The 19,005-nt window shown below is 70.6% G+C and carries 17 protein-coding genes; 15 read left to right on the forward strand and 2 right to left on the reverse strand.

From position 1 onward, the window contains the following. The first annotated feature begins 101 nt into the window (after positions 1–101). From ACTWOL_RS30720 to ACTWOL_RS30740, 5 genes are all read left to right on the forward strand, one after another. Positions 102–944 carry a nitrilase-related carbon-nitrogen hydrolase gene (locus tag ACTWOL_RS30720; protein WP_474300113.1) on the forward strand — a complete coding sequence of 281 codons (843 nt, stop codon included), beginning with the start codon at positions 102–104 and terminating at the stop codon, positions 942–944. Next, entirely contained in the window at positions 941–2,221 is a 1,281-nt protein-coding gene (locus ACTWOL_RS30725) for an aspartate aminotransferase family protein (RefSeq protein WP_474300114.1), read from the forward strand. Before ACTWOL_RS30720 ends, ACTWOL_RS30725 begins: the two co-directional genes overlap by 4 nt. A gap of 196 nt (positions 2,222–2,417) precedes the next feature. Beyond that, entirely contained in the window at positions 2,418–3,821 is a 1,404-nt protein-coding gene (gene hydA, locus ACTWOL_RS30730) for a dihydropyrimidinase (RefSeq protein ID WP_474300115.1), read from the forward strand. 7 nt (positions 3,822–3,828) lie between these two features. After that, positions 3,829–4,851, forward strand: coding sequence for a TIGR03842 family LLM class F420-dependent oxidoreductase (locus ACTWOL_RS30735; RefSeq protein WP_474300116.1), 1,023 nt, complete (start codon positions 3,829–3,831; stop codon positions 4,849–4,851). 37 nt (positions 4,852–4,888) lie between these two features. Next, entirely contained in the window at positions 4,889–6,448 is a 1,560-nt protein-coding gene (locus ACTWOL_RS30740) for an NCS1 family nucleobase:cation symporter-1 (protein WP_474300117.1), read from the forward strand. 64 nt (positions 6,449–6,512) lie between these two features. Here the strand turns inward: ACTWOL_RS30740 and ACTWOL_RS30745 are convergent, their stop codons facing one another. Beyond that, positions 6,513–7,310, reverse strand: coding sequence for an SDR family NAD(P)-dependent oxidoreductase (locus ACTWOL_RS30745; RefSeq protein WP_474300118.1), 798 nt, complete (start codon positions 7,308–7,310; stop codon positions 6,513–6,515). Positions 7,311–7,360: 50 nt separating this feature from the next. Between ACTWOL_RS30745 and ACTWOL_RS30750 the strand changes: the two genes are divergently transcribed. The 9 genes from ACTWOL_RS30750 (at position 7,361) to ACTWOL_RS30790 (ending at position 17,241) form a co-directional block, all read left to right on the forward strand. After that, complete coding sequence (locus ACTWOL_RS30750; protein WP_474300119.1) at positions 7,361–8,794, forward strand: amidase; 1,434 nt, start codon at positions 7,361–7,363, stop codon at positions 8,792–8,794. Positions 8,795–8,799: 5 nt separating this feature from the next. Then, a complete protein-coding gene (locus tag ACTWOL_RS30755) occupies positions 8,800–9,387 on the forward strand; it encodes a TetR/AcrR family transcriptional regulator (protein WP_474300120.1) in 588 nt (195 codons plus the stop codon). A 313-nt stretch (positions 9,388–9,700) separates the two neighbouring features. Continuing rightward, positions 9,701–10,948, forward strand: coding sequence for a serine hydrolase domain-containing protein (locus ACTWOL_RS30760; RefSeq protein WP_474300121.1), 1,248 nt, complete (start codon positions 9,701–9,703; stop codon positions 10,946–10,948). A 315-nt stretch (positions 10,949–11,263) separates the two neighbouring features. After that, complete coding sequence (locus ACTWOL_RS30765) at positions 11,264–12,124, forward strand: inositol monophosphatase family protein (protein WP_474300122.1); 861 nt, start codon at positions 11,264–11,266, stop codon at positions 12,122–12,124. 153 nt (positions 12,125–12,277) lie between these two features. Next, on the forward strand, positions 12,278–13,684 hold the full coding sequence (locus ACTWOL_RS30770) for a phytoene desaturase family protein (RefSeq protein ID WP_474301289.1): 1,407 nt from the start codon (positions 12,278–12,280) through the stop codon (positions 13,682–13,684). 64 nt (positions 13,685–13,748) lie between these two features. Then, positions 13,749–14,267: an O-acetyl-ADP-ribose deacetylase gene (locus ACTWOL_RS30775; protein ID WP_474300123.1), complete on the forward strand. Its 519-nt coding sequence runs from the start codon at positions 13,749–13,751 to the stop codon at positions 14,265–14,267. A 169-nt stretch (positions 14,268–14,436) separates the two neighbouring features. Beyond that, the gene (locus ACTWOL_RS30780) at positions 14,437–15,036 is read left to right on the forward strand and encodes a GNAT family N-acetyltransferase (RefSeq protein ID WP_474300124.1); all 600 of its coding nucleotides are present in this window, start codon (positions 14,437–14,439) and stop codon (positions 15,034–15,036) included. Between the two features lie 190 nt (positions 15,037–15,226). Further along, on the forward strand, positions 15,227–16,702 hold the full coding sequence (locus tag ACTWOL_RS30785) for an AlkA N-terminal domain-containing protein (protein ID WP_474301290.1): 1,476 nt from the start codon (positions 15,227–15,229) through the stop codon (positions 16,700–16,702). A gap of 17 nt (positions 16,703–16,719) precedes the next feature. Further along, positions 16,720–17,241, forward strand: a complete 522-nt coding sequence (locus ACTWOL_RS30790; RefSeq protein WP_474300125.1) for a methylated-DNA--[protein]-cysteine S-methyltransferase — start codon at positions 16,720–16,722, stop codon at positions 17,239–17,241. Positions 17,242–17,277: 36 nt separating this feature from the next. Here the strand turns inward: ACTWOL_RS30790 and ACTWOL_RS30795 are convergent, their stop codons facing one another. After that, a complete protein-coding gene (locus tag ACTWOL_RS30795) occupies positions 17,278–18,000 on the reverse strand; it encodes an SIR2 family NAD-dependent protein deacylase (protein WP_474300126.1) in 723 nt (240 codons plus the stop codon). A 399-nt stretch (positions 18,001–18,399) separates the two neighbouring features. Here ACTWOL_RS30795 and ACTWOL_RS30800 point away from each other — a divergent pair, with 399 nt between their 5' ends. Beyond that, on the forward strand, positions 18,400–18,936 hold the full coding sequence (locus tag ACTWOL_RS30800; RefSeq protein WP_474301291.1) for an LURP-one-related family protein: 537 nt from the start codon (positions 18,400–18,402) through the stop codon (positions 18,934–18,936). Positions 18,937–19,005: the final 69 nt, after the last annotated feature.

Here is a 19,005-nt window from a genome sequence, read left to right on the forward strand (position 1 = left end):
CGATGGTCTTGCCCCAGTGTGTGACGGGGCTTACGTTCTCCTCCTAAGTATCGCATCTACGTGCGTAGAGGCTCTCTGACGTCTTGTCGAAGGAGCAGCTCATGACCAATGTCGTACGCGCCGCACTCGTCCAGGCGACCTGGACGGGTGACACCGAGTCGATGATCGCCAAGCACGAGGAGCACGCCCGGGAGGCGGCCCGGCAAGGCGCGAAGGTCATCGGATTCCAGGAGGTCTTCAACGCGCCGTACTTCTGCCAGGTCCAGGAACCCGAGCACTACCGCTGGGCCGAGCCCGTCCCGGACGGCCCCACGGTCCTGCGGATGCGCGACCTCGCCCGCGAGACCGGCATGGTGATCGTCGTTCCCGTCTTCGAGGTGGAGGGCACGGGGTTCTACTACAACACCGCGGCGGTGATCGACGCCGACGGGACCTATCTCGGCAAGTACCGCAAGCACCACATCCCCCAGGTCAAGGGCTTCTGGGAGAAGTACTACTTCAAGCCCGGCAACCTCGGCTGGCCCGTCTTCGACACCGCCGTGGGCAAGGTCGGCGTCTACATCTGCTACGACCGCCACTTCCCCGAAGGCTGGCGCCAACTCGGACTCAACGGAGCCCAGTTGGTCTACAACCCGTCGGCGACCCACAGGGGCCTCTCGTCCTACCTCTGGCAGCTGGAACAGCCCGCCGCAGCCGTCGCCAACGAGTACTTCATCGCCGCCATCAACCGCGTCGGCCAAGAGGAGTACGGCGACAACGACTTCTACGGCACGAGCTACTTCGTCAACCCTCGCGGCCAGTTCGTCGGCGACGTCGCCAGTGACAAGACCGAGGAACTGGTGGTCAGGGACCTCGACTTCGACCTCATCGAAGAGGTCAGGCAGCAATGGGCGTTCTACCGGGACCGCAGGCCCGACGCCTACGACGGGCTGGTGCAGCCATGAAGGACCTGTACGAGCGTCACCGCGCCGTGATCCCCGACTGGGTCGCCCTCTACTACCAGAGCCCCCTCGAGATCACCCACGGCGAGGGACGACACGTCTGGGACACGGACGGCAACCGCTATCTGGACTTCTTCGGCGGCATCCTCACGACCATGACCGCCCATGCCCTCCCCGAGGTCACCAAGGCGGTGAGCGAGCAGGCCGGGCGGATCATCCACTCCTCCACGCTCTACCTCAACCGCCCGATGGTCGAGCTCGCCGAGCGCATCGCGGCCCTCTCCGGCATCCCCGACGCCCGTGTCTTCTTCACCACTTCCGGCACGGAGGCCAATGACACGGCGCTGCTGCTGGCCACCGCGTACCGCAGATCGGGCACCGTCCTCGCGATGCGCAACAGCTACCACGGGCGCTCCTTCTCGGCCGTCTCCATCACCGGTAACCGGTCCTGGTCACCCACCGGCCTCTCCCCGCTGCAGACGCTCTACGTCCACGGCGGCGTCCGCACCCGGGGACCGTACGCCCAGCTCTCCGACGGGCAGTTCATCGAGGCCTGCGTCGCCGACCTGGAGGACCTGCTCGGCCAGACCCGCGACGTCGCCGCGCTGATCGCCGAACCGATCCAGGGCGTCGGCGGCTTCACCTCCCCGCCCGACGGGCTGTACGCCGCGTTCCGCGAAGTCCTCGACCGGCACGGCATCCTCTGGATCGCCGATGAGGTGCAGACCGGCTGGGGCAGGACCGGCGACAACTTCTGGGGCTGGCAGGCCCACGGCGAGAACGGGCCGCCGGACATGCTCACGTTCGCCAAGGGCATCGGCAACGGCATGTCCGTCGGCGGTGTCGTCGCCCGTGCCGAGGTGATGAACTGCATCGACGCCAACTCCATCTCCACCTTCGGCGGTTCGCCCGTCACCATGGCGGCGGGCCTCGCGAACCTCTCGTACCTCCTGGAGCACGATCTGCAGGGCAACGCCCGGCGCGTCGGCGGGATGCTGCTCGAGCGGCTGCGGGCTGTTGGCGCCGCGGTGCCGGCGGTGCGCGAAGTACGCGGCCGGGGACTGATGGCCGGTGTGGAACTCGTCAAGCCCGGTACGGACGAGGCACATCCCGAGGCGGCCGCGGCCGTGCTCGAGGCTGCCCGTGAGAACGGTCTGCTCATCGGCAAGGGCGGTGCCCACAACACCAGTGTGCTGCGGATCGCACCACCACTGACCCTCACCGTCGCGGAAGCCGAGGAGGGTGCCGCAATCCTCGAACGGGCCCTGCGCAGCCTCTAGGGGGTGTCTGATGGATCTCCGTGGAGGAAGGAGCGGCGTCCGGTGCGTGCTCTCGGCATTCCGGATGGAAGCCCTCGTACTGGACGTACTTGGGCTTTCGGCCGGTGCGGTGAGAGTGAGGGCCGAGCGTCGCGACGCCGCGGAGATCCGTCAGAAGCCCCTTAGTCCATCCTTGCGAGCAGAGACCGGGTAACCCATGAGCAACCGCACCCTGATCCGTGGCGGACTCGTCATCACCGCCGCAGAAGAGACCCACGCCGACGTACTCGTCGAGGACGGCCGCGTCGCGGCCCTGGCCGCCCACGGCTCCGGCGCGGCCGACAGCTGGACCGCCGACCGCACCATCGACGCCACCGGGAAGTACGTCATCCCCGGCGGGGTGGACGCACACACGCACATGGAGCTGCCCTTCGGCGGCACCTTCGCCTCCGACACCTTCGAAACCGGCACCCGCGCGGCCGCCTGGGGCGGCACCACCACCATCGTGGACTTCGCCGTGCAGTCCGTCGGACAGGGGCTGCGTGAAGGACTCGACGCCTGGTACGCGAAAGCCGACGGCAACTGTGCCATCGACTACGCGTTCCATATGATTCTCGCCGACGTCAACGAGTCGTCACTGAAGGAGATGGACCTGCTCGTCGAGGAAGGAGTCACCTCCTTCAAGCTCTTCATGGCCTATCCGGGCGTCTTCTACAGCGACGACGGCCAGATCCTGCGGGCGATGCAGCGCGGTACCACCAACGGCGGGCTGATCATGATGCACGCCGAGAACGGCATCGCGATCGACGTCCTCGTTGAGCAGGCGCTCGCGCGCGGCGAGACCGACCCCCGCTACCACGGAGAGGTCCGCAAAGTGCTGCTGGAGGCCGAGGCCACGCACCGGGCCATCCAGCTCGCCCGGGTCGCCGGCGCGCCGCTCTACGTGGTTCACGTGTCCGCCCAGGAGGCCGTCGACGAGATCGCCGAAGCCCGGGGCAAGGGCCTCAATGTCTTCGGCGAGACCTGTCCGCAGTATCTGTTCCTGTCCACCGACAACCTGGCCGAGCCCGACTTCGAGGGCGCCAAGTACGTCTGCAGCACACCGCTTCGGCCCAAGGAGCACCAGGCGGCGCTCTGGCGGGGCCTGCGTACCAACGACCTCCAGGTCGTCTCCACCGACCACTGCCCCTTCTGCTTCTCCGGCCAGAAGGAGCTCGGACGGGGCGACTTCTCCAAGATTCCCAACGGCCTCCCGGGCGTCGAGAACCGGATGGACCTGCTCCATCAGGCAGTGGTCGACGGGCACATCAGCCGGCGGCGCTGGATCGAGATCGCCTGCGCGACCCCGGCCCGGATGTTCGGCCTCTACCCGAAGAAGGGCACCATCGCGCCCGGTGCCGACGCCGACATCGTCATCTACGATCCGGCCGCCACTCAGACCATGTCGGCCCAGACCCACCACATGAACGTCGACTACTCGGCCTACGAGGGGAAGAAGATCACCGGAAGGGTTGTGACAGTGCTGTCGCGCGGCGAAACTGTGATCAACCAGCGGGAGTTCACCGGCCGGGCAGGCCACGGTGTGTACGTCCCGCGGTCCACCTGTCAGTACCTGTACTAACCAGCACATGAACCTGGAGGTCCCCCTCGTGGACTTCGGACTCGTACTTCAGACCGACCCGCCGGCATCGGAGGTCGTCGGTCTGATGCGGCGCGCGGAACGCAACGGCTTCCGCTACGGCTGGACTTTCGACTCTGCCGTGCTTTGGCAGGAGCCGTTCGTCATCTACAGCCGCATCCTGGAACACACCGACACACTGCAGGTCGGCCCCATGGTGACCAACCCGGGCACCAGGACCTGGGAGGTCACCGCCTCCACCTTCGCCACTCTCAACGAGATGTACGGCAACCGCACGGTCTGCGGCATCGGTCGCGGTGACTCGGCCATGCGGGTCGCCGGCCGCAAACCCAACACACTGGCACGCCTGGGCGAAGCGATCGACGCCATCCGCGACCTCGCCGAGGGCCGTGAGGCCGTGGTCGACGGTCAGCCCCTGCAACTGCCCTGGGTACAGGGCGGAAAGCTCCCGGTGTGGATGGCGGCGTACGGCCCGAAGGCCCTGGAGCTCACCGGTCAGAAGGCCGACGGGTTCATCCTCCAGCTCGCCGATCCGTTCCTGACCGAGTGGATGGTGAAGGCGGTACGCGACGCCGCCGAGAAGGCCGGGCGTGACCCCGACTCGGTCACCATCTGCGTCGCCGCCCCCGCCTATGTCGGCGACGACCTGGACCACGCCCGCGACCAGTGCCGCTGGTTCGGCGGGATGGTCGGCAACCACGTCGCCGATCTCGTCGCCCGTTACGGCGAGCACTCGGGCATGGTGCCCGAGGAGCTGACGGCGTACATCAAGGAGCGGCACGGCTACGACTACAGCCACCACGGCCGCGCCGGGAACCCTTCGACGGACTTCGTCCCCGACGAGATCGTGGACCGCTTCTGTCTGCTCGGTCCCGCGTCCGCGCACATCGAGAAGCTCGAGGAACTGCGCGCGCTGGGCGTGCACCAGTTCGCGCTCTACAACATGCACGACGCCAAGGAAGTGACGATCGACGCCTACGGGGCGGAGATCATCCCCGCACTCAACCGCTGACCGGGTCCCACCCGGCCCCCGCTGAAGGGTCCAGGCCATGACCGCGACCGTCCCCCCGGCCCCGCAGTCCCGCGACTCAGACCAGCTGACCGACGCCCAGGGCCGGGTGGAACTCGCGCCCGGGGCAGTCCCCGACGAAGGCCGCTTCGTCAATGGGGACCTGCTCCCCGTCCCCGTGTCCAAACGGCACTGGACGACGTACAACTTCGCCGCGCTCTGGGTCGGGATGGCCCACAACATCCCGTCCTGGCTGCTCGCTTCCGGCCTTGTCGCCCTGGGCATGGACTGGAAGCAGGCCGTCTTCACCATCGCGCTCGCCAATGTGATCGTGCTGGCGCCGATGCTGCTCACGGGGCATGCCGGGCCCAAGTACGGCATCCCCTTCCCGGTGCTCGCGCGCGCCTCCTTCGGGCTGCGCGGCGCCAATCTCCCCGCCCTCATCAGGGCCGCCGTCGCCTGTGCCTGGTTCGGCATCCAGACCTGGATCGGCGGACAGGGCATCTTCCTCCTGCTCGGGAAGATCTTCGGCGGCTGGACCGAGGTGGCGGAGATCGCCGGCCAGCCCTGGACGCTCTGGCTCTGCTTCGTCGTCTTCTGGGTGATCGAACTGGCCATCATCTACCGGGGGATGGAGACCCTGCGCCGGTTCGAGAACTGGGCGGCGCCGTTCGTCATCATCGGCGCGCTGACGCTGCTGGTGTGGATCGCCATCAAGGCGGGCGGCTTCGGCCCCCTGCTCGACCAGCCCTCCGAGCTCGGCTGGGGACCGGAGTTCTGGACGGTCTTCTTCCCCTCCCTCATGGGGATGATCGCCTTCTGGTCCACACTGTCGCTGAACATCCCCGACTTCACCCGGTTCGGAGCGGGCCAGCGTGCCCAGATCTGGGGGCAGACCCTGGGACTGCCGACGACGATGACACTGTTCGCCCTGCTGTCGGTGTTCGTGACCTCCGGTTCCCAGGCGGTGTACGGGGCGCCGATCTGGGACCCCGTCGAGCTCGCCGCCAAGACCGACAACGTCTTCGGTCTGCTCTTCGCCCTGGTGACGGTCCTGATCGCGACGATCTCGGTGAACATCGCGGCGAACGTCGTCTCGCCCGCCTACGACCTGTCGAACCTCGCGCCCCGCTTCATCAACTTCCGCAGGGGCGCGCTGATCACCGGTGTCGTCGGCGTCCTGATCATGCCGTGGAAACTCACCGCGACCCCCGAGCTCTACATCTTCACCTGGCTGGGCCTGGTCGGCGGACTCCTCGGCACGGTCGCGGGCATCCTCATCGCCGACTACTGGATCATCCGCCGGACCCGTCTCCATCTGGCAGGCCTCTACCGGCCGGACGGAGAGTACTGGTACACCGGCGGCTGGAACTGGCGGGGTGTGCTCGCCTTCGTCGTGGGCGGCGTCCTCGCCGTGGGCGGCTCCCATTCGCAGCCGGGGAAGGGCCCCTTCCCCGAGGACGGTCTGATCCCCTTGCTACAACCGCTCGCCGACTACGGCTGGGCGGTGGGCCTCGGCGCGTCGATGCTGCTGTACACCCTGCTGATGCTGCCGTCACGGCCGCATGCCGCTCGCTCCGGCGGCGTGTCCCACTCCTGAGAAGCGCACCCGCACCCGGTGCAGGACCGGCAGCGGCCGGTCCTGCACCGTACGGCGGCGTGTTTCAGCGGCTGTCCCGCTGCGCCTCGACGACGCGGCGCAGTGTGCGGTCGGCGGACCCGCCGGCACGGCGCTGCACCCGCTCGGAGAAGCCCGGGAACTGCCCGCCGACCGCGGTGAGCACCTTCATCATCGCCGGGGCGACATTGACCTCCGCGCGGTTCTGCTCGACGGCGCGCACCACCCCGGCGACGACCTGACGCGGCGAGACCGTGCCCAGACCGGCCGGCGCCTCGGCCCCCGTGTCGGCGAACATGCCCGCGTCCCTGACGAATCCGGGCTGGACGACGGAGACCCCCACCCCGTGCTCGTACAGGTCCTGGCGCAGCCCGAGCGCGAAACCACGCAACCCGAACTTGGTCGCGTTGTACAGGGCGGAGTGCTTGGTCGCCGTCTTGCCGGACATCGAACCGACGAAGGCGAGATGGCCCCGGCCGGCCTCGACCATCGCGGGGGCGAGCAGCCGGGCGAGCATGGCGGGTGCGCGGAGATTGACGGCGAGGGCGCGGTCGAGCTGCTCCGGGCTGTAGTCGAGGAGCTCACCGCTCGACGGCAGGGCGGCGTTGGCGATCAGGATCTCGGTCCCGGCCGCCTCGCGCGCGAGGCGTTCGACGTCGTCCGGGTCGGCCAGATCGGCGACGATGCCATGTGCCCCGTACCGCTCCACCAGAGGCTCGAGTGCTTCGCGACGGCGCCCTGTCAGGATCAACTTGGTGCCGCGTGCGGCGAGTTCGGTGGCGAGAGCGGCGCCGATACCGCCGGTGACACCTGTGAGCAGAACGGTTGATCCGGTGATGCGCATCTGGTTACCCTCCAGTTCTGTTCGTTCGAACGAACGATAAGGAGCACAGGGTGGCCATGTCCACAGCAGATTTCACGGGACTCGTCGAGCAGGCGAGGAGGCTGAGAGAGGGAGAGGTCACCTCCGGCGAACTCGTCGCGGCGGCACTGGAGCGCATCGAGGCGTCCCAGCCCGCGCTCAACGCCTTCCGGCACGTACGGTCCGAGGCCGCGCTGTACGAGGCCGATGCCGCGGACCGCCGGCTCGCGGCGGGGGAGCGGCTGCCCCTGCTCGGTGTGCCCATGGCCGTCAAGGACGACACCGATGTGGCGGGACTGCCCACACTGTTCGGCTGCCAGGGCGAGCTCGCCCCGGTAACCGCCGACGGCGAGGCGGTGCGCCGGCTGCGCGCGGCCGGTGCCGTCATCGTGGGCAAGACCAACTCCTGCGAACTCGGACAGTGGGCGTTCACCGAGGGCCCCGCCTTCGGCGCCACCCGCAACCCCTGGTCGACCGGACACACCCCCGGTGGTTCGTCGGGCGGCTCGGCGGCCGCGGTCGCCGCCGGACTCGTCCCCGCGGCACTCGGATCCGACGGCGCGGGGTCCATCCGTATCCCCGCGGCCTGGACCCATCTCGTGGGCATCAAGCCGCAGCGCGGCAGGGTGTCGCTGCACCCCCACACCGACGCCTTCCACGGCCTCACCGTCAACGGCCCCCTCGCCCGCACCGTCGCCGACGCGGCCCTGCTGCTCGATGCCGTCCAGGGCCCGCACCCGGAGGATCTCCACCGGCCCGACGCCGTCGACGCGTCCGCCGCGGCCCGCCGCGACCCCGGCCGGCTGCGCATCGCCCTGGCCTGGCGCCCTCCGCTCACCCTCACCGGCGCCAAGCCCCACCCCGACGTCCGCCGCGCCGTGGCCGGGATCGCCGAGACCCTGAGCCGGCTGGGGCACGAGGTGGAGGAGGCCAGGCCGCGCTACGGGCTCATCGGCCTCGGCTTCGTGCCGCGCGGCACCGCCGGTGTCTCCGAGATCGCGGCGCTGCACCCCGAGCCCGCCCTGCTCGATCCGCGCACCCGTACCGCCATGCGCAACGGGAAGCTGCTCGGCGGCCGGATCGTGCGCGCCGCACGCGCCCGCGAGGCACGTCAGCACCAGCGCATCGGCGCCATCTTCGACACGTACGACGTCGTCCTCACCCCGACCACGGCCGCGCCCCCGCCCGAGATCGGCACCTTCGACGGGCTCGGCGCCTGGCGCACCAACGCGACGATGGCGGCCGCCTGCCCCTATGCCTGGCCCTGGAACGTCCTCGGCTGGCCCGGGGTCAACGTCCCCGCCGGATTCACCACCGAAGGCCTGCCCGTCGGGGCACAGCTGCTGGGCGCCGCGGGCAGCGAGGAGCGGCTCATCTCCCTCGCCGCCCAGCTGGAGGACGACCTCCGGTGGCACGAGCGGCACCCCGCCCCCCTGATCAGCGGGGGCGCACCGGTGGAACAATGACGCGTATGCCCAGCGAGCCCGCCCCACCCGTCCCACCGCCCATACGCGCGACGAAGCAGCGCATCATCGGTGCCGTTCTCCACGTCATCGGCCAGGACGGCATCGCCGCGGTCACCAACCGGCGGATCGCGAAGGAGGCGGGCGTCTCGCTCGGTTCCGTCACCTACCACTTCACCAGCCAGCACGAGATGCTGCGTGAGTCGATGCTGCATTTCGTCCACGAGGAGACCCGACGGCTCACCGAGCTCGCAGATGCGGGCGAGGCCGAAGGCCTCGGCATGGATGCCGCCGCCGCGCTGGCCGGACAGGTCGCGGACGGCACCGTCTTCGACAGCGAGCACATCGCCCCGTTCGAGCTGTACATCCAGGCGGGGCGCGACGAGCGGCTGCGCGAGGCGGCGGCCGAGTGTTTCGCCGCCTACGACCGTCTCGCGACGCAGATTCTCACCGCGCTCGGTGTCCCCGACGCGGAGCGTCTCGCCGCGACCACGGTCGCCCTGGTCGCCGGACTGCAGCTGCGCCGTCTCGCCACCGGGTCCCCGGCCGAAGACCTCGCGGACGCACTGCTGCTGCTGGTGCGCGGCGCGGTCTGAGCGCTGCGGGCGCCCGGCGGCGTCCGTCCAGGGCCGGAACCAGAGCTGGAGCCAGAGCCGGTGCCGGGTCCCGGCAGCGCGCTCCCGGACCTGCCGTCCGTATGGCAGGGCTCCCTGCCTGTCGTCCGTATGGCCGACGCGCCCCCCGCGGGCCCTGCCGCGTCCCCCTGCCGAACGGGTCAGTGCCGGGCCCGGTCTCACCGGTGTCCACGCGTCCGCGGCTTACGTTGTGCTCGGCACGCGTCCGCCCCCGCACCTCACCCCGGGGCCGAGTGCCGCCGCACCCACCGCACGGCCGAAAGGGGCGCCCGGGATGTCGCGCACGCAGAAGCGGACCCTGTCCACGGCCACGAGGTACGGCAGAGTCGCGGCGGCCGTACTCGCCGTCGCGGGACTGCTGTCGGCCGCGGCCTGCACCGGCCCCTCGGTCTCAGGACCGCCCGCCGCGGCCCGTACCCCTTCGCCCACGGCCTCTGCGCGCGAGCTGACTCCCGCCGTGTCGCAGCAGCTCGACAAGGCCGTCACCCAGGTGATGCGCCAGGCGGGGGTACCCGGTGTGATCGTGGGGCTGTGGATTCCCGGCCGGGGCGAGTACGTCCGTGCCTTCGGCGACGCCGACAAGAGCGACGGCACGGCCATGTCGGACGATCTGAGGATGCGGATCGGCAGCGAGACCAAGACCTTCACCGTGACCGCGCTGCTGCGGCTGGTGGACGAGGGCAAGGTCGGTCTCGACGACCCGGTGTCGGACTATGTGGACGGCGTGCCCGGCGGCGGCCGCATCCCACTGCGCCAACTCGCCGAGATGCGCAGCGGATTGTTCTCGTACACGGACGACCCCGACTTCGAGAAGGCTTTCCTCTCCGACCCCGACCGGGTCTTCACCCCACAACAGCTGCTCGACTACGCCTTCAAGCACCCCCCGGGCTTCCCGCCGGGACAGAAGTTCCAGTACTCCAACACCAATACGATCCTGCTCGGCCTGGTGGTGGAGAAGGCGAGCGGCCTGAGCCTGCGCGACTATCTGCAGCGCAGTGTGTTCGGCCCGGCCGGTCTGGACAACACGCTCTTCCCCGTCGGATCCGAGTTCCCGGAGCCGCACGCGCAGGGCTACACCAACCAGACGCTGGACGGCGAGGAGGCGAACGCCACCGACTGGAACCCGTCCTGGGCCTGGGCGGCCGGAGCGATCATCTCGGACCTGCAGGACCTGCGCGCCTGGGCGCGCATCGTGGCCACGGGCACCCTGCTCAAGCCCGCCACCCAGGCCCAGCGCCTGCGCACCCTGCCCACCGGCTATCCCGGGACGGGCTACGGCCTCGGCATCTTCGAGAACCACGGCTGGGTCGGACACAACGGCTCCCTGCCCGGCTACCAGAGCGTGGTGGTCTTCCTGCCATCGGTCAGAGCCACCCTGGTGGTGCTCAGCAACACCGACAACAACTACCAGGGCAACGAGAACAGCACGCTCTTCGCCAAGGCCATCACCGGCATTGTGACCCCCGGCAATGTCTACAGCCTGCCGGCCGGGCCCACGGAATCACCGTCTCCCAGGGGCTGACGGTCCGGCGGCCATGGCCGCTCGGAAGGGCGTCCTGGCCGACCACACCGTCACGACCTGGGGCCGCGACACGTTCGGGCAGTTGGGCGACCGCACCGACACCGACCCCGACACGTATGGGCTCGTCGTTGTGTCCCATCCGACCGGGGCCAAGGCGCTCGCCGCCAGAGGTTTCCACAGCGGCGGGCGGTTCCGCGCAGGCCGCCGGCCAGACACTTCCCGTTCATCCCGGTGTAGCCGGAATCACCCCGGGCTTCCATCCTCCCTTTGCCGTGAGTCGGCTGGGATGTCAGTACGGCGTGCTTTGCTGGACGCATGACCGAAGAGTTTCTGTCCGGGACGACTGGGAATCCCTGGGAGTCCGGCACCCTTGCCCTGGTCGAGGAGGCGGTCCGCAAGGCGGCCGCCGCCGAGATCATGCCGCGCTTCCGGCAGCTCGCCGTGCACGAGATCATCGAGAAGAACGGCCCCCATGACCTGGTGACCGTGGCCGACCGCAGTGCGGAGGAGCACCTCACGGCCTCCCTCACCGCGCTGCTTCCGGGTTCGGTCGTGGTGGGCGAGGAAGCGGTCCATGCGGACCCGGCGGTGTACGACGCACTGAAGCGCGACGCCCCCGTGTGGATCGTCGATCCGGTCGACGGCACCCGGCAGTTCGTCCACGGCGACCCAGGGTTCTGCACGCTGGTCGCGCTGGCGCTGCACGGCGACGTGCTGGCCTCCTGGACGTATGCGCCGGCGCTGGACGAGATGGCGGTCGCGGTGCGCGGGCACGGCGCCCGTGTGGACGGCGTGCCGATCCGTTCCGGCTCGCCCGAGCCCGGCGCGGACCTCGAAGTGGCCACGTCCCACCCGGACTTCACCACCGACGACCAGAAGCGGGCACTGCTCGCCCTGCGGACCGAAGGAGTCCACAGCCGCCCGTGCGGTTCCGCGGGACTGGAGTACCTCGCGGTGGCCCGCGGGGAGCTCGACGCGGTGGCGTTCTCGTGGGAGAACGCCTGGGACCACGCGGCGGGGCTGCTCCTGGTCGCCGAATCGGGCGGCACGGACCTCACCCTTACGGGCGAGCGCTTCCGGATCACCGGAGGGAACGCGCTGCCGTTCACCGCCGCCAGGGACGAGGCGACGGCCCGCCACCTCCACGGACTGCTGTCGGCGCCGACCCGCGCATAGGGCCGCGCCGGTACGGCGGCCGGGGGACGGGACCGTCGCCCCGCCGGGCCTGCGGGAGGGGCTCCGACGCGACCCCCGGCAGCGCTGTCCGTGCCGCCGAATATGCTGGGTTTCTTGGTCACCGGCTGACGAAGGAGTCCGAAGGTGCCGTCGATGCTCGATGCCGTCGTCGTGGGTGCGGGGCCCAACGGACTGACCGCTGCCGCCGAGTTGGCCCGCCGCGGCTTCTCCGTCGCCGTTTTCGAGGCCCTGGACACCGTGGGCGGCGGGGCCAGGACCGAGGAGCTCACGCTCCCCGGTTTCCGCCACGACCCATGCTCTGCCGTGCATCCGCTCGGCGCCGGTTCGCCGGCCTTCAAGGCCATGCCCCTGGCCCGCTACGGGCTCGAGTGGCTGCAGCCGCCCCTTCCCATGGCCCACCCCTTCGACGACGGCACGGCCGCGGTGCTGTCCCGCTCGGTCGCCGAGACCGCCGCCTCCTTCGGGCCCCGGGACGCCGGTGCGTACCGCCGTCTCGTCGCCCCGTACCTCGGGAAGTGGGACACCCTCGCGCGGGACTTCATGTCGCTGCCGCTCACCGCGCTGCCGCGGGACCCCGTCACCCTCGCGCGCTTCGGGATCGACGGGCTGCCACCGTCCACCTGGCTGATGCGCCGGTTCCGCGACGACCGCGCCCGTGCGCTGTTCGCCGGGCTTGTCGCGCATGTGATCGCCCCGCTCCACGGCATCGGCACGGGCGCCGTCGGTCTCGTCTTCGCGCTCGCCGCCCACGCCGGCGGCTGGCCGCTGCCGCGCGGCGGGTCGCAGTCCATCGCGGACGCCCTCGCCGCGTACGTACGGGACCTCGGAGGCTCCGTGCACACCGGTGCCGAGATCAAGCGGCTCGACGACCTGCCGCCCGCGCGCGCCTATGTCTTCGACACCTCCCCGACCGCGCTCGCCCGGATCGCGGGCCTCGGCCGCTTCTACGACGGCTACCGGTACGGCGCGGGCGTCTTCAAGATCGACTACGCCCTGGACGGTCCGGTGCCCTGGACCGCCGAGGCGCCCAGGCGGGCCGGCACCGTCCAGATCGGCGCCGGCAGCCGGGAGATCAGCACGGCACTCGACGAGGCATCGGGCGGCCGCGCGCCCCGCACCCCCTTCCTGATCACCGCCCAGCCGAGCCTCGTCGACGCATCCCGTGCCCCCGCCGGCAAGCACGTCTTCTGGGCGTACGGGCATGTCCCGCACCGTTGGGAGGGCGATCTCACCGACGCGATCGAGCGCCAGATCGAGCGCTTCGCTCCCGGTTTCCGTGACCGTGTGCTCGCCCGGGCCACCGCCGGCCCGCCGGAGCTGGCCGTGCGCAACGCCAACTACGTGGGCGGGGACATCGCCTGCGGCGCCGCGAGCGGGCTCCAGCTGCTGCTCCGCCCCAAGCTCTCGCTGTTCCCGTACTCGACGCCGCACCCGGCGGTCTTCCTGTGCTCCTCGGCGACCCCGCCGGGGCCGGGTGTCCACGGGATGTCGGGACACAACGCCGCCAAGGCCGTGTGGCGGCATCTGCGGCGATCCTGAGACGGGCCACCGGCGGCCGCGGAAAGATCCGCGCGCAGCGGGATCCGCGCGCGATGATGGGCGTATGAGCGCAGCACCTGCCATCAACCTCGTCCAGGGCGACATCACCGAGCAGGAGACGGATGTCATCGTCAACGCCGCCAACTCCTCACTCCTCGGCGGTGGCGGGGTCGACGGCGCGATCCACCGTCGCGGCGGTCCCGAGATCCTGGAGGAGTGCAGAAGGCTCCGGGCCTCGCACTACGGCAAGGGACTGCCCACCGGGCAGGCCGTCGCCACCACCGCCGGGAGGCTGCACGCCCGCTGGGTCGTCCACACCGTGGGCCCGGTGTACGCACGTGCCGCAGGTGACCCGTCCCTGCTGGCGTCCTGCTACCGGGAGTCCTTGCGTGTCGCCGACGAGCTCGGCGCACGGACGATCGCCTTTCCGGCCATTTCCACCGGTGCGTACGGGTGGCCCCTGGACGACGCCGCGCGGGTCGCCGTGGAAGCGGTGCGAGGGGCCGACACGGCCGTGGAGGAAGTGAGGTTCGTCCTCTTCGGCGGGGAGGCCTACGAGGCGTTCGCGGCGCAGGTCGGCTGATCCCCCGCACGCTGCGCCGGCCCGGAGAGGGCCCGGATTCCGTCCCGGACGCGCGGCGCCGTGGGCCGAATCACATGAACCGTGGGCCCGGCAGCCCCGTGGTGACCGTCGAACCGTGGCCGGGTGTTGCCCCTGCCGGCCGCGGGAGCGCCACCCTGAAAGGATGAACATGTCTTCCCAGCAAGCCCACCACACCCCCGCTGCGAGCCCGAGCGAGGATTTCGGGACCGTGCACATCGCCCCGCTGGCCCCCGCACGCGACGCGGTGCTGGTCCACCGGTGGGTGACCGAGGAGCGCGCGCGTTTCTGGGGCATGCAGGACCTGAGCGTCGACACGGTCCGCGAGATCTACGCCCATATGGACACCCTCAGCACCCACCACGCCTTTCTCGTCCACCGCGACGGCGAGCCGGTCGCACTGCTGCAGACGTACGAACCGTCGGAGGACCGGGTCAGCCTGTGCTACGAAGTGCGGCCCGGTGACATCGGCATGCACCTCCTGGTCGGCCCGGCCGACGGGCAGCCGGAACCCGGCTTCACCGGACGGCTCATGGCGGCACTCGTCGACCATCTCTTCGGCGACGCCTCCCACGAGCGCATCGTGGTCGAGCCCGACGCCCGCAACGAGAAGGCCATCGCACGTTTCGTCCGGTCCGGCTTCGAGCTCGGGCCGGAGATCACCCTGCCCGAGATCGACGAACCCGACGTGTACCTTCCGGAGAAGCCCGCACGTCTCGCCTTCCTGAACCGCTCGCGCGCCTGCGCGTGAGGTCCGGCGTCTGACGTCGTCCACCGGCCCCCGACCGGCACAGCCGGCCGGGGGCCGCTCGTCGTCCGGCGCACCCCGCCCGCACCGGGGAACAGCAGTCCGAGGACGTCCTGGCAGCAGAAGGCTGATGTCGATTTCCTGCCAGTCATGATCCGGCTCCGTAGCCGATGCTTGAGCCATGCACCCCGCCATGCACGCCGACACCGAGAGCTGCGTGCGGGCCGTCCAGTCGAAGGACGCCCGCTTCGACGGCTGGTTCTTCACCGCGGTACTGACCACCGGGATCTACTGCCGGCCCAGTTGCCCGGGCGTTCCGCCCAAGCCGGAGAACATGGTGTTCTACCCGAGCGCCGCCGCCTGCCAGCACGCCGGCTTCCGGGCGTGCAAACGCTGCCGGCCCGACACCAGCCCCGGCTCACCCGAGTGGAACGCCCGCGCCGACACCGTCGCCCGCGCCATGCGCCTCATCCAGGACGGCATCGTCGACCGCGAAGGCGTCCCCGGACTGGCGGCCCGGCTCGGCTACTCCACCCGGCAGATCGAGCGCCAGCTCCTCGCCGAGGTGGGCGCCGGCCCGCTCGCCCTGGCCCGGGCGCAGCGCGCCCAGACCGCGCGCCTGCTCATCGAGACGACGGCGCTCCCCATGTCCGATGTCGCCTTCTCCGCCGGCTTCTCCTCGATCCGCAGCTTCAACGACACCGTCCGTGACGTGTTCGCGCTGTCCCCGAGCGAGCTGCGCGCCCGTGCCGCCCGGCAGCAGACCAAGGCTCCGGCGACCGGCGTCATCGCCCTGCGGCTGCCGTTCCGCGCGCCCCTCAACCCCGACAACCTGTTCGGCCATCTCGCCGCGACCGCGGTGCCCGGAGTGGAGGAGTGGCGGGACGGCGCGTACCGCCGCACCCTCACCCTGCCGCACGGCCACGGCATCGTCTCGCTCTCGCCACGTCCCGACCACATCGCCTGCCGGCTGTCCCTGACCGACCCCCGCGACCTCACGCCCGCCATCAGCCGCTGCCGGCGGATGCTCGACCTCGACGCCGATCCCGTCGCCGTGGACGACCAGCTGCGCCGGGACGCGCAGCTCGCGCCGCTCGTCGACAAGGCTCCGGGCCGACGGGTGCCGCGTACCGTCGACGCGGCCGAATTCACCGTACGCGCCGTGCTCGGCCAGCAGATCTCCACGGCTGCCGCCCGTACCCATGCCGCACGGCTCGTCACGGCCCACGGCACGCCGGTCGAGGACCCCGAGGGAGGGCTCACTCACCTCTTCCCGAGCCCGGAAGCACTCGTCGGCCTCGACCCCGCCACCCTCGCCTTCCCGCGCAGCCGGCGCAGCAGCCTCACCACGCTGATCGGCGCGCTCGCCGACGGCAGCCTCGGCCTCGAACCCGACAGCGACTGGAACGAGGCCCGCGCCCGCCTCTGTGCGCTGCCCGGTTTCGGCCCCTGGACCGTAGAGGTCATCGCGATGCGCGCGCTCGGCGACCCCGACGCCTTCCTTCCCACCGACCTCGGTATCCGCCGTGCGGCCGCAGGTCTCGGCCTGCCCTCGTCCCCGGCGGCGCTCACGGCGCGCGCCGCGTCCTGGCGGCCCTGGCGTGCCTACGCCGTCCAGTACCTGTGGGCCACCGGCGACCACCCCATCAACCGACTGCCCGCCTCCTGACCCCGGAGCCCCGCATCATGACACGGAACACCACGACCCGAACCGGTATCCGTACCCACACCGTCGTCGACAGCCCGTACGGCCCGCTCACGCTCGTCGCCACGGACTCCGTGCTGAGCGGCCTCTATATGACCGGACAGCGCCACCGTCCCGCGGAGGAGACCTTCGGCGCCCCGGACGCCCGCCCCTTCGGCGAGGCGCTCCGCCAGCTCGAGGCCTACTTCGCGGGCGAGTTGAAGGAGTTCGACCTGCCGATGCGTCTGGACGGGACCCCGTTCCAGCAGAGCGTGTGGGCGCAGCTGCGGGCGATCCCGTACGGCGAGACGCGCACATACGGCGAGCTCGCCGACGCACTCGGCAACCCCGGTGCGTCCCGCGCGGTCGGCCTCGCCAACGGCAAGAACCCCATCGGGATCATCGTGCCCTGCCACCGGGTGATCGGTTCCGCGGGCACCCTCGTCGGCTACGGCGGCGGGCTCGACCGCAAGCAGCGACTGCTCGCGTTCGAAGGCGAGGTGCCGGACGGCGCGCTGTTCTGAGGCGGGCCACCGGGGTGTGGCCCCGGCAGCGGGAGCTCAGCCCAGGCGCCCCAGCAGTGCAGGCAGTGCCGTGCCGATGGGCTCGTGGACGACCTCGTCCGCGAGTTCGTCGTACGGGGTCGGCTCGGCGTTCACGACGATCAGCCGGGCGCCGTGCTCGGCCGCGATCCCGGCGAGTGAGGCGGCGGGCTGGACCTGCAGACTCGTCCCGACCGCCACGAAGACCTCGCAGGCCTTGGCGATCCCCATCGCCTCGCCCAGCACCACCGGATCGAGGCGCTGGCCGAACATCACCGTCGCCGACTTGAGGATGCCGCCGCAGGACGTGCACGGCGGATCGGCCTCGCCCGCCCGCACCCGTGCCAGCGCGTCCGTCATCGAGGAACGGGCATGGCAGCCCGTGCACACCACCGACCGCGCGGTGCCGTGCAGTTCGAGCACCTTGCGCGGCGAGACCCCGGCCACCTGGTGCAGTCCGTCGACGTTCTGGGTGATGACCCGGACCGGATTGCCACCGCGCTCGAACTCGGCGATGGCCAGATGCGCCGCGTTCGGCTCGGCGTGCAGCACCGGGCCGTCGAGACGCATACGCCAGGAGCGGCGCCGGATCTCCGGATCGGCCATGTAGTGGTCGTACGTGACCAGCTTCTCGGCTTCCGGGTCTCGCCGCCACAGCCCGTTCGGCCCGCGATAATCAGGGATTCCGGAGTCGGTGGAGATACCTGCGCCGGTGAGGAGGGCGACGAGGGGCCTGTTCATGCGCCGAGGGTAGGACGCCTGTCCGTCCAGGGCGAGTGGATATCGGCGCGCGTCCATCTCCGGGCGCCGCGCCGCCGTCCATGTGCATGCGGTCGTGCGCCTCGCGGTCCGTCTGTACCTGACGACGAACCGCGAACAACAGCGACGTCTTTGTCGACGCCGTGACGGGGCAGCAGGTCCAGCCCGGCAAGTAGAGGAGCGCTTCGTCGTAGACGTCATCTTTGGTCGCTGATGCCGTCGACTTACGGAGACTGATCCGGATCGGGTCGCGCGGTGAGGATGGATCCGCCGGACCAGGGCACCGGCGGCAAGATCACCGGCACGAGGAGCGGAACATCAGTGGACAGTGCGCGACGGCAGACGAACGAGCGCTTCACCATCCGGCAGAAGACCACTCTCATGATCAACCGGTACGTCGTGACCGAGATGCTGCCGGATGGCTCCGACGGCAGGATCGTCGCCTTCGCCGAGCAGAAGCGGATGGCGTTCAAGGAGCAGATGACGTTCTACACCGACGAGTCCAAGGACCGTGTTCTCTTCACCGCCAAGGCCCGTCAGGTCCTGGATGTCGGTGCCGCCTACGACGTGCGGGACGCGATGGGCAATCCCGTCGGCACGTTCGGCAAGAAGTTCGCCGCCTCCCTGCTGCGCTCGACGTGGGAACTGGACCAGCCGGACTCGGTCGCGGCCGTTGGGCGTGAGCGCAGCCGGCTCGTGGCCGTGCTGCGCCGGGTCTGGGAGCTGCTGCCGCTGGACTTCGTGCCGTTCGTGTGGCCGTACCACTTCGACTTCACCTCGGGCGACAAGCCGGTGATGAGCGTCGACAAGAAGTTGGGGCTGCGCGACCGCTATCTGCTCGATGTGGCCTCGCCCGATCTCGACCTTCGCCTGGCCATCGCCCAGACCGTGGCCCTGGACGCGTTCCAGTCCCGCTGACGAAACCGGCCCTGCGGGGCCCGGCGCCAGGCAGCGCGGGCCCGGTCGGTCGTGGATCCCGCATCCCGG

The sequence above is a fragment of the Micromonospora sp. IBHARD003 genome (assembly GCF_056106285.1).

Bases quoted from the DNA above. Each gene is read 5' to 3' on its own strand.
- ACTWOL_RS30720 (WP_474300113.1), top strand. From the start codon at position 102: ATGACCAATGTCGTACGCGCCGCACTCGTCCAGGCGACCTGGACGGGT.
- ACTWOL_RS30725 (WP_474300114.1), top strand. From the start codon at position 941: ATGAAGGACCTGTACGAGCGTCACCGCGCCGTGATCCCCGACTGGGTC.
- hydA (WP_474300115.1), top strand. From the start codon at position 2,418: ATGAGCAACCGCACCCTGATCCGTGGCGGACTCGTCATCACCGCCGCA.
- ACTWOL_RS30735 (WP_474300116.1), top strand. From the start codon at position 3,829: ATGAACCTGGAGGTCCCCCTCGTGGACTTCGGACTCGTACTTCAGACC.
- ACTWOL_RS30740 (WP_474300117.1), top strand. From the start codon at position 4,889: ATGACCGCGACCGTCCCCCCGGCCCCGCAGTCCCGCGACTCAGACCAG.
- ACTWOL_RS30745 (WP_474300118.1), bottom strand. From the start codon at position 7,310: ATGCGCATCACCGGATCAACCGTTCTGCTCACAGGTGTCACCGGCGGT.
- ACTWOL_RS30755 (WP_474300120.1), top strand. From the start codon at position 8,800: ATGCCCAGCGAGCCCGCCCCACCCGTCCCACCGCCCATACGCGCGACG.
- ACTWOL_RS30760 (WP_474300121.1), top strand. From the start codon at position 9,701: ATGTCGCGCACGCAGAAGCGGACCCTGTCCACGGCCACGAGGTACGGC.
- ACTWOL_RS30765 (WP_474300122.1), top strand. From the start codon at position 11,264: ATGACCGAAGAGTTTCTGTCCGGGACGACTGGGAATCCCTGGGAGTCC.
- ACTWOL_RS30770 (WP_474301289.1), top strand. From the start codon at position 12,278: ATGCTCGATGCCGTCGTCGTGGGTGCGGGGCCCAACGGACTGACCGCT.
- ACTWOL_RS30775 (WP_474300123.1), top strand. From the start codon at position 13,749: ATGAGCGCAGCACCTGCCATCAACCTCGTCCAGGGCGACATCACCGAG.
- ACTWOL_RS30780 (WP_474300124.1), top strand. From the start codon at position 14,437: ATGTCTTCCCAGCAAGCCCACCACACCCCCGCTGCGAGCCCGAGCGAG.
- ACTWOL_RS30785 (WP_474301290.1), top strand. From the start codon at position 15,227: ATGCACGCCGACACCGAGAGCTGCGTGCGGGCCGTCCAGTCGAAGGAC.
- ACTWOL_RS30790 (WP_474300125.1), top strand. From the start codon at position 16,720: ATGACACGGAACACCACGACCCGAACCGGTATCCGTACCCACACCGTC.
- ACTWOL_RS30795 (WP_474300126.1), bottom strand. From the start codon at position 18,000: ATGAACAGGCCCCTCGTCGCCCTCCTCACCGGCGCAGGTATCTCCACC.
- ACTWOL_RS30800 (WP_474301291.1), top strand. From the start codon at position 18,400: ATGATCAACCGGTACGTCGTGACCGAGATGCTGCCGGATGGCTCCGAC.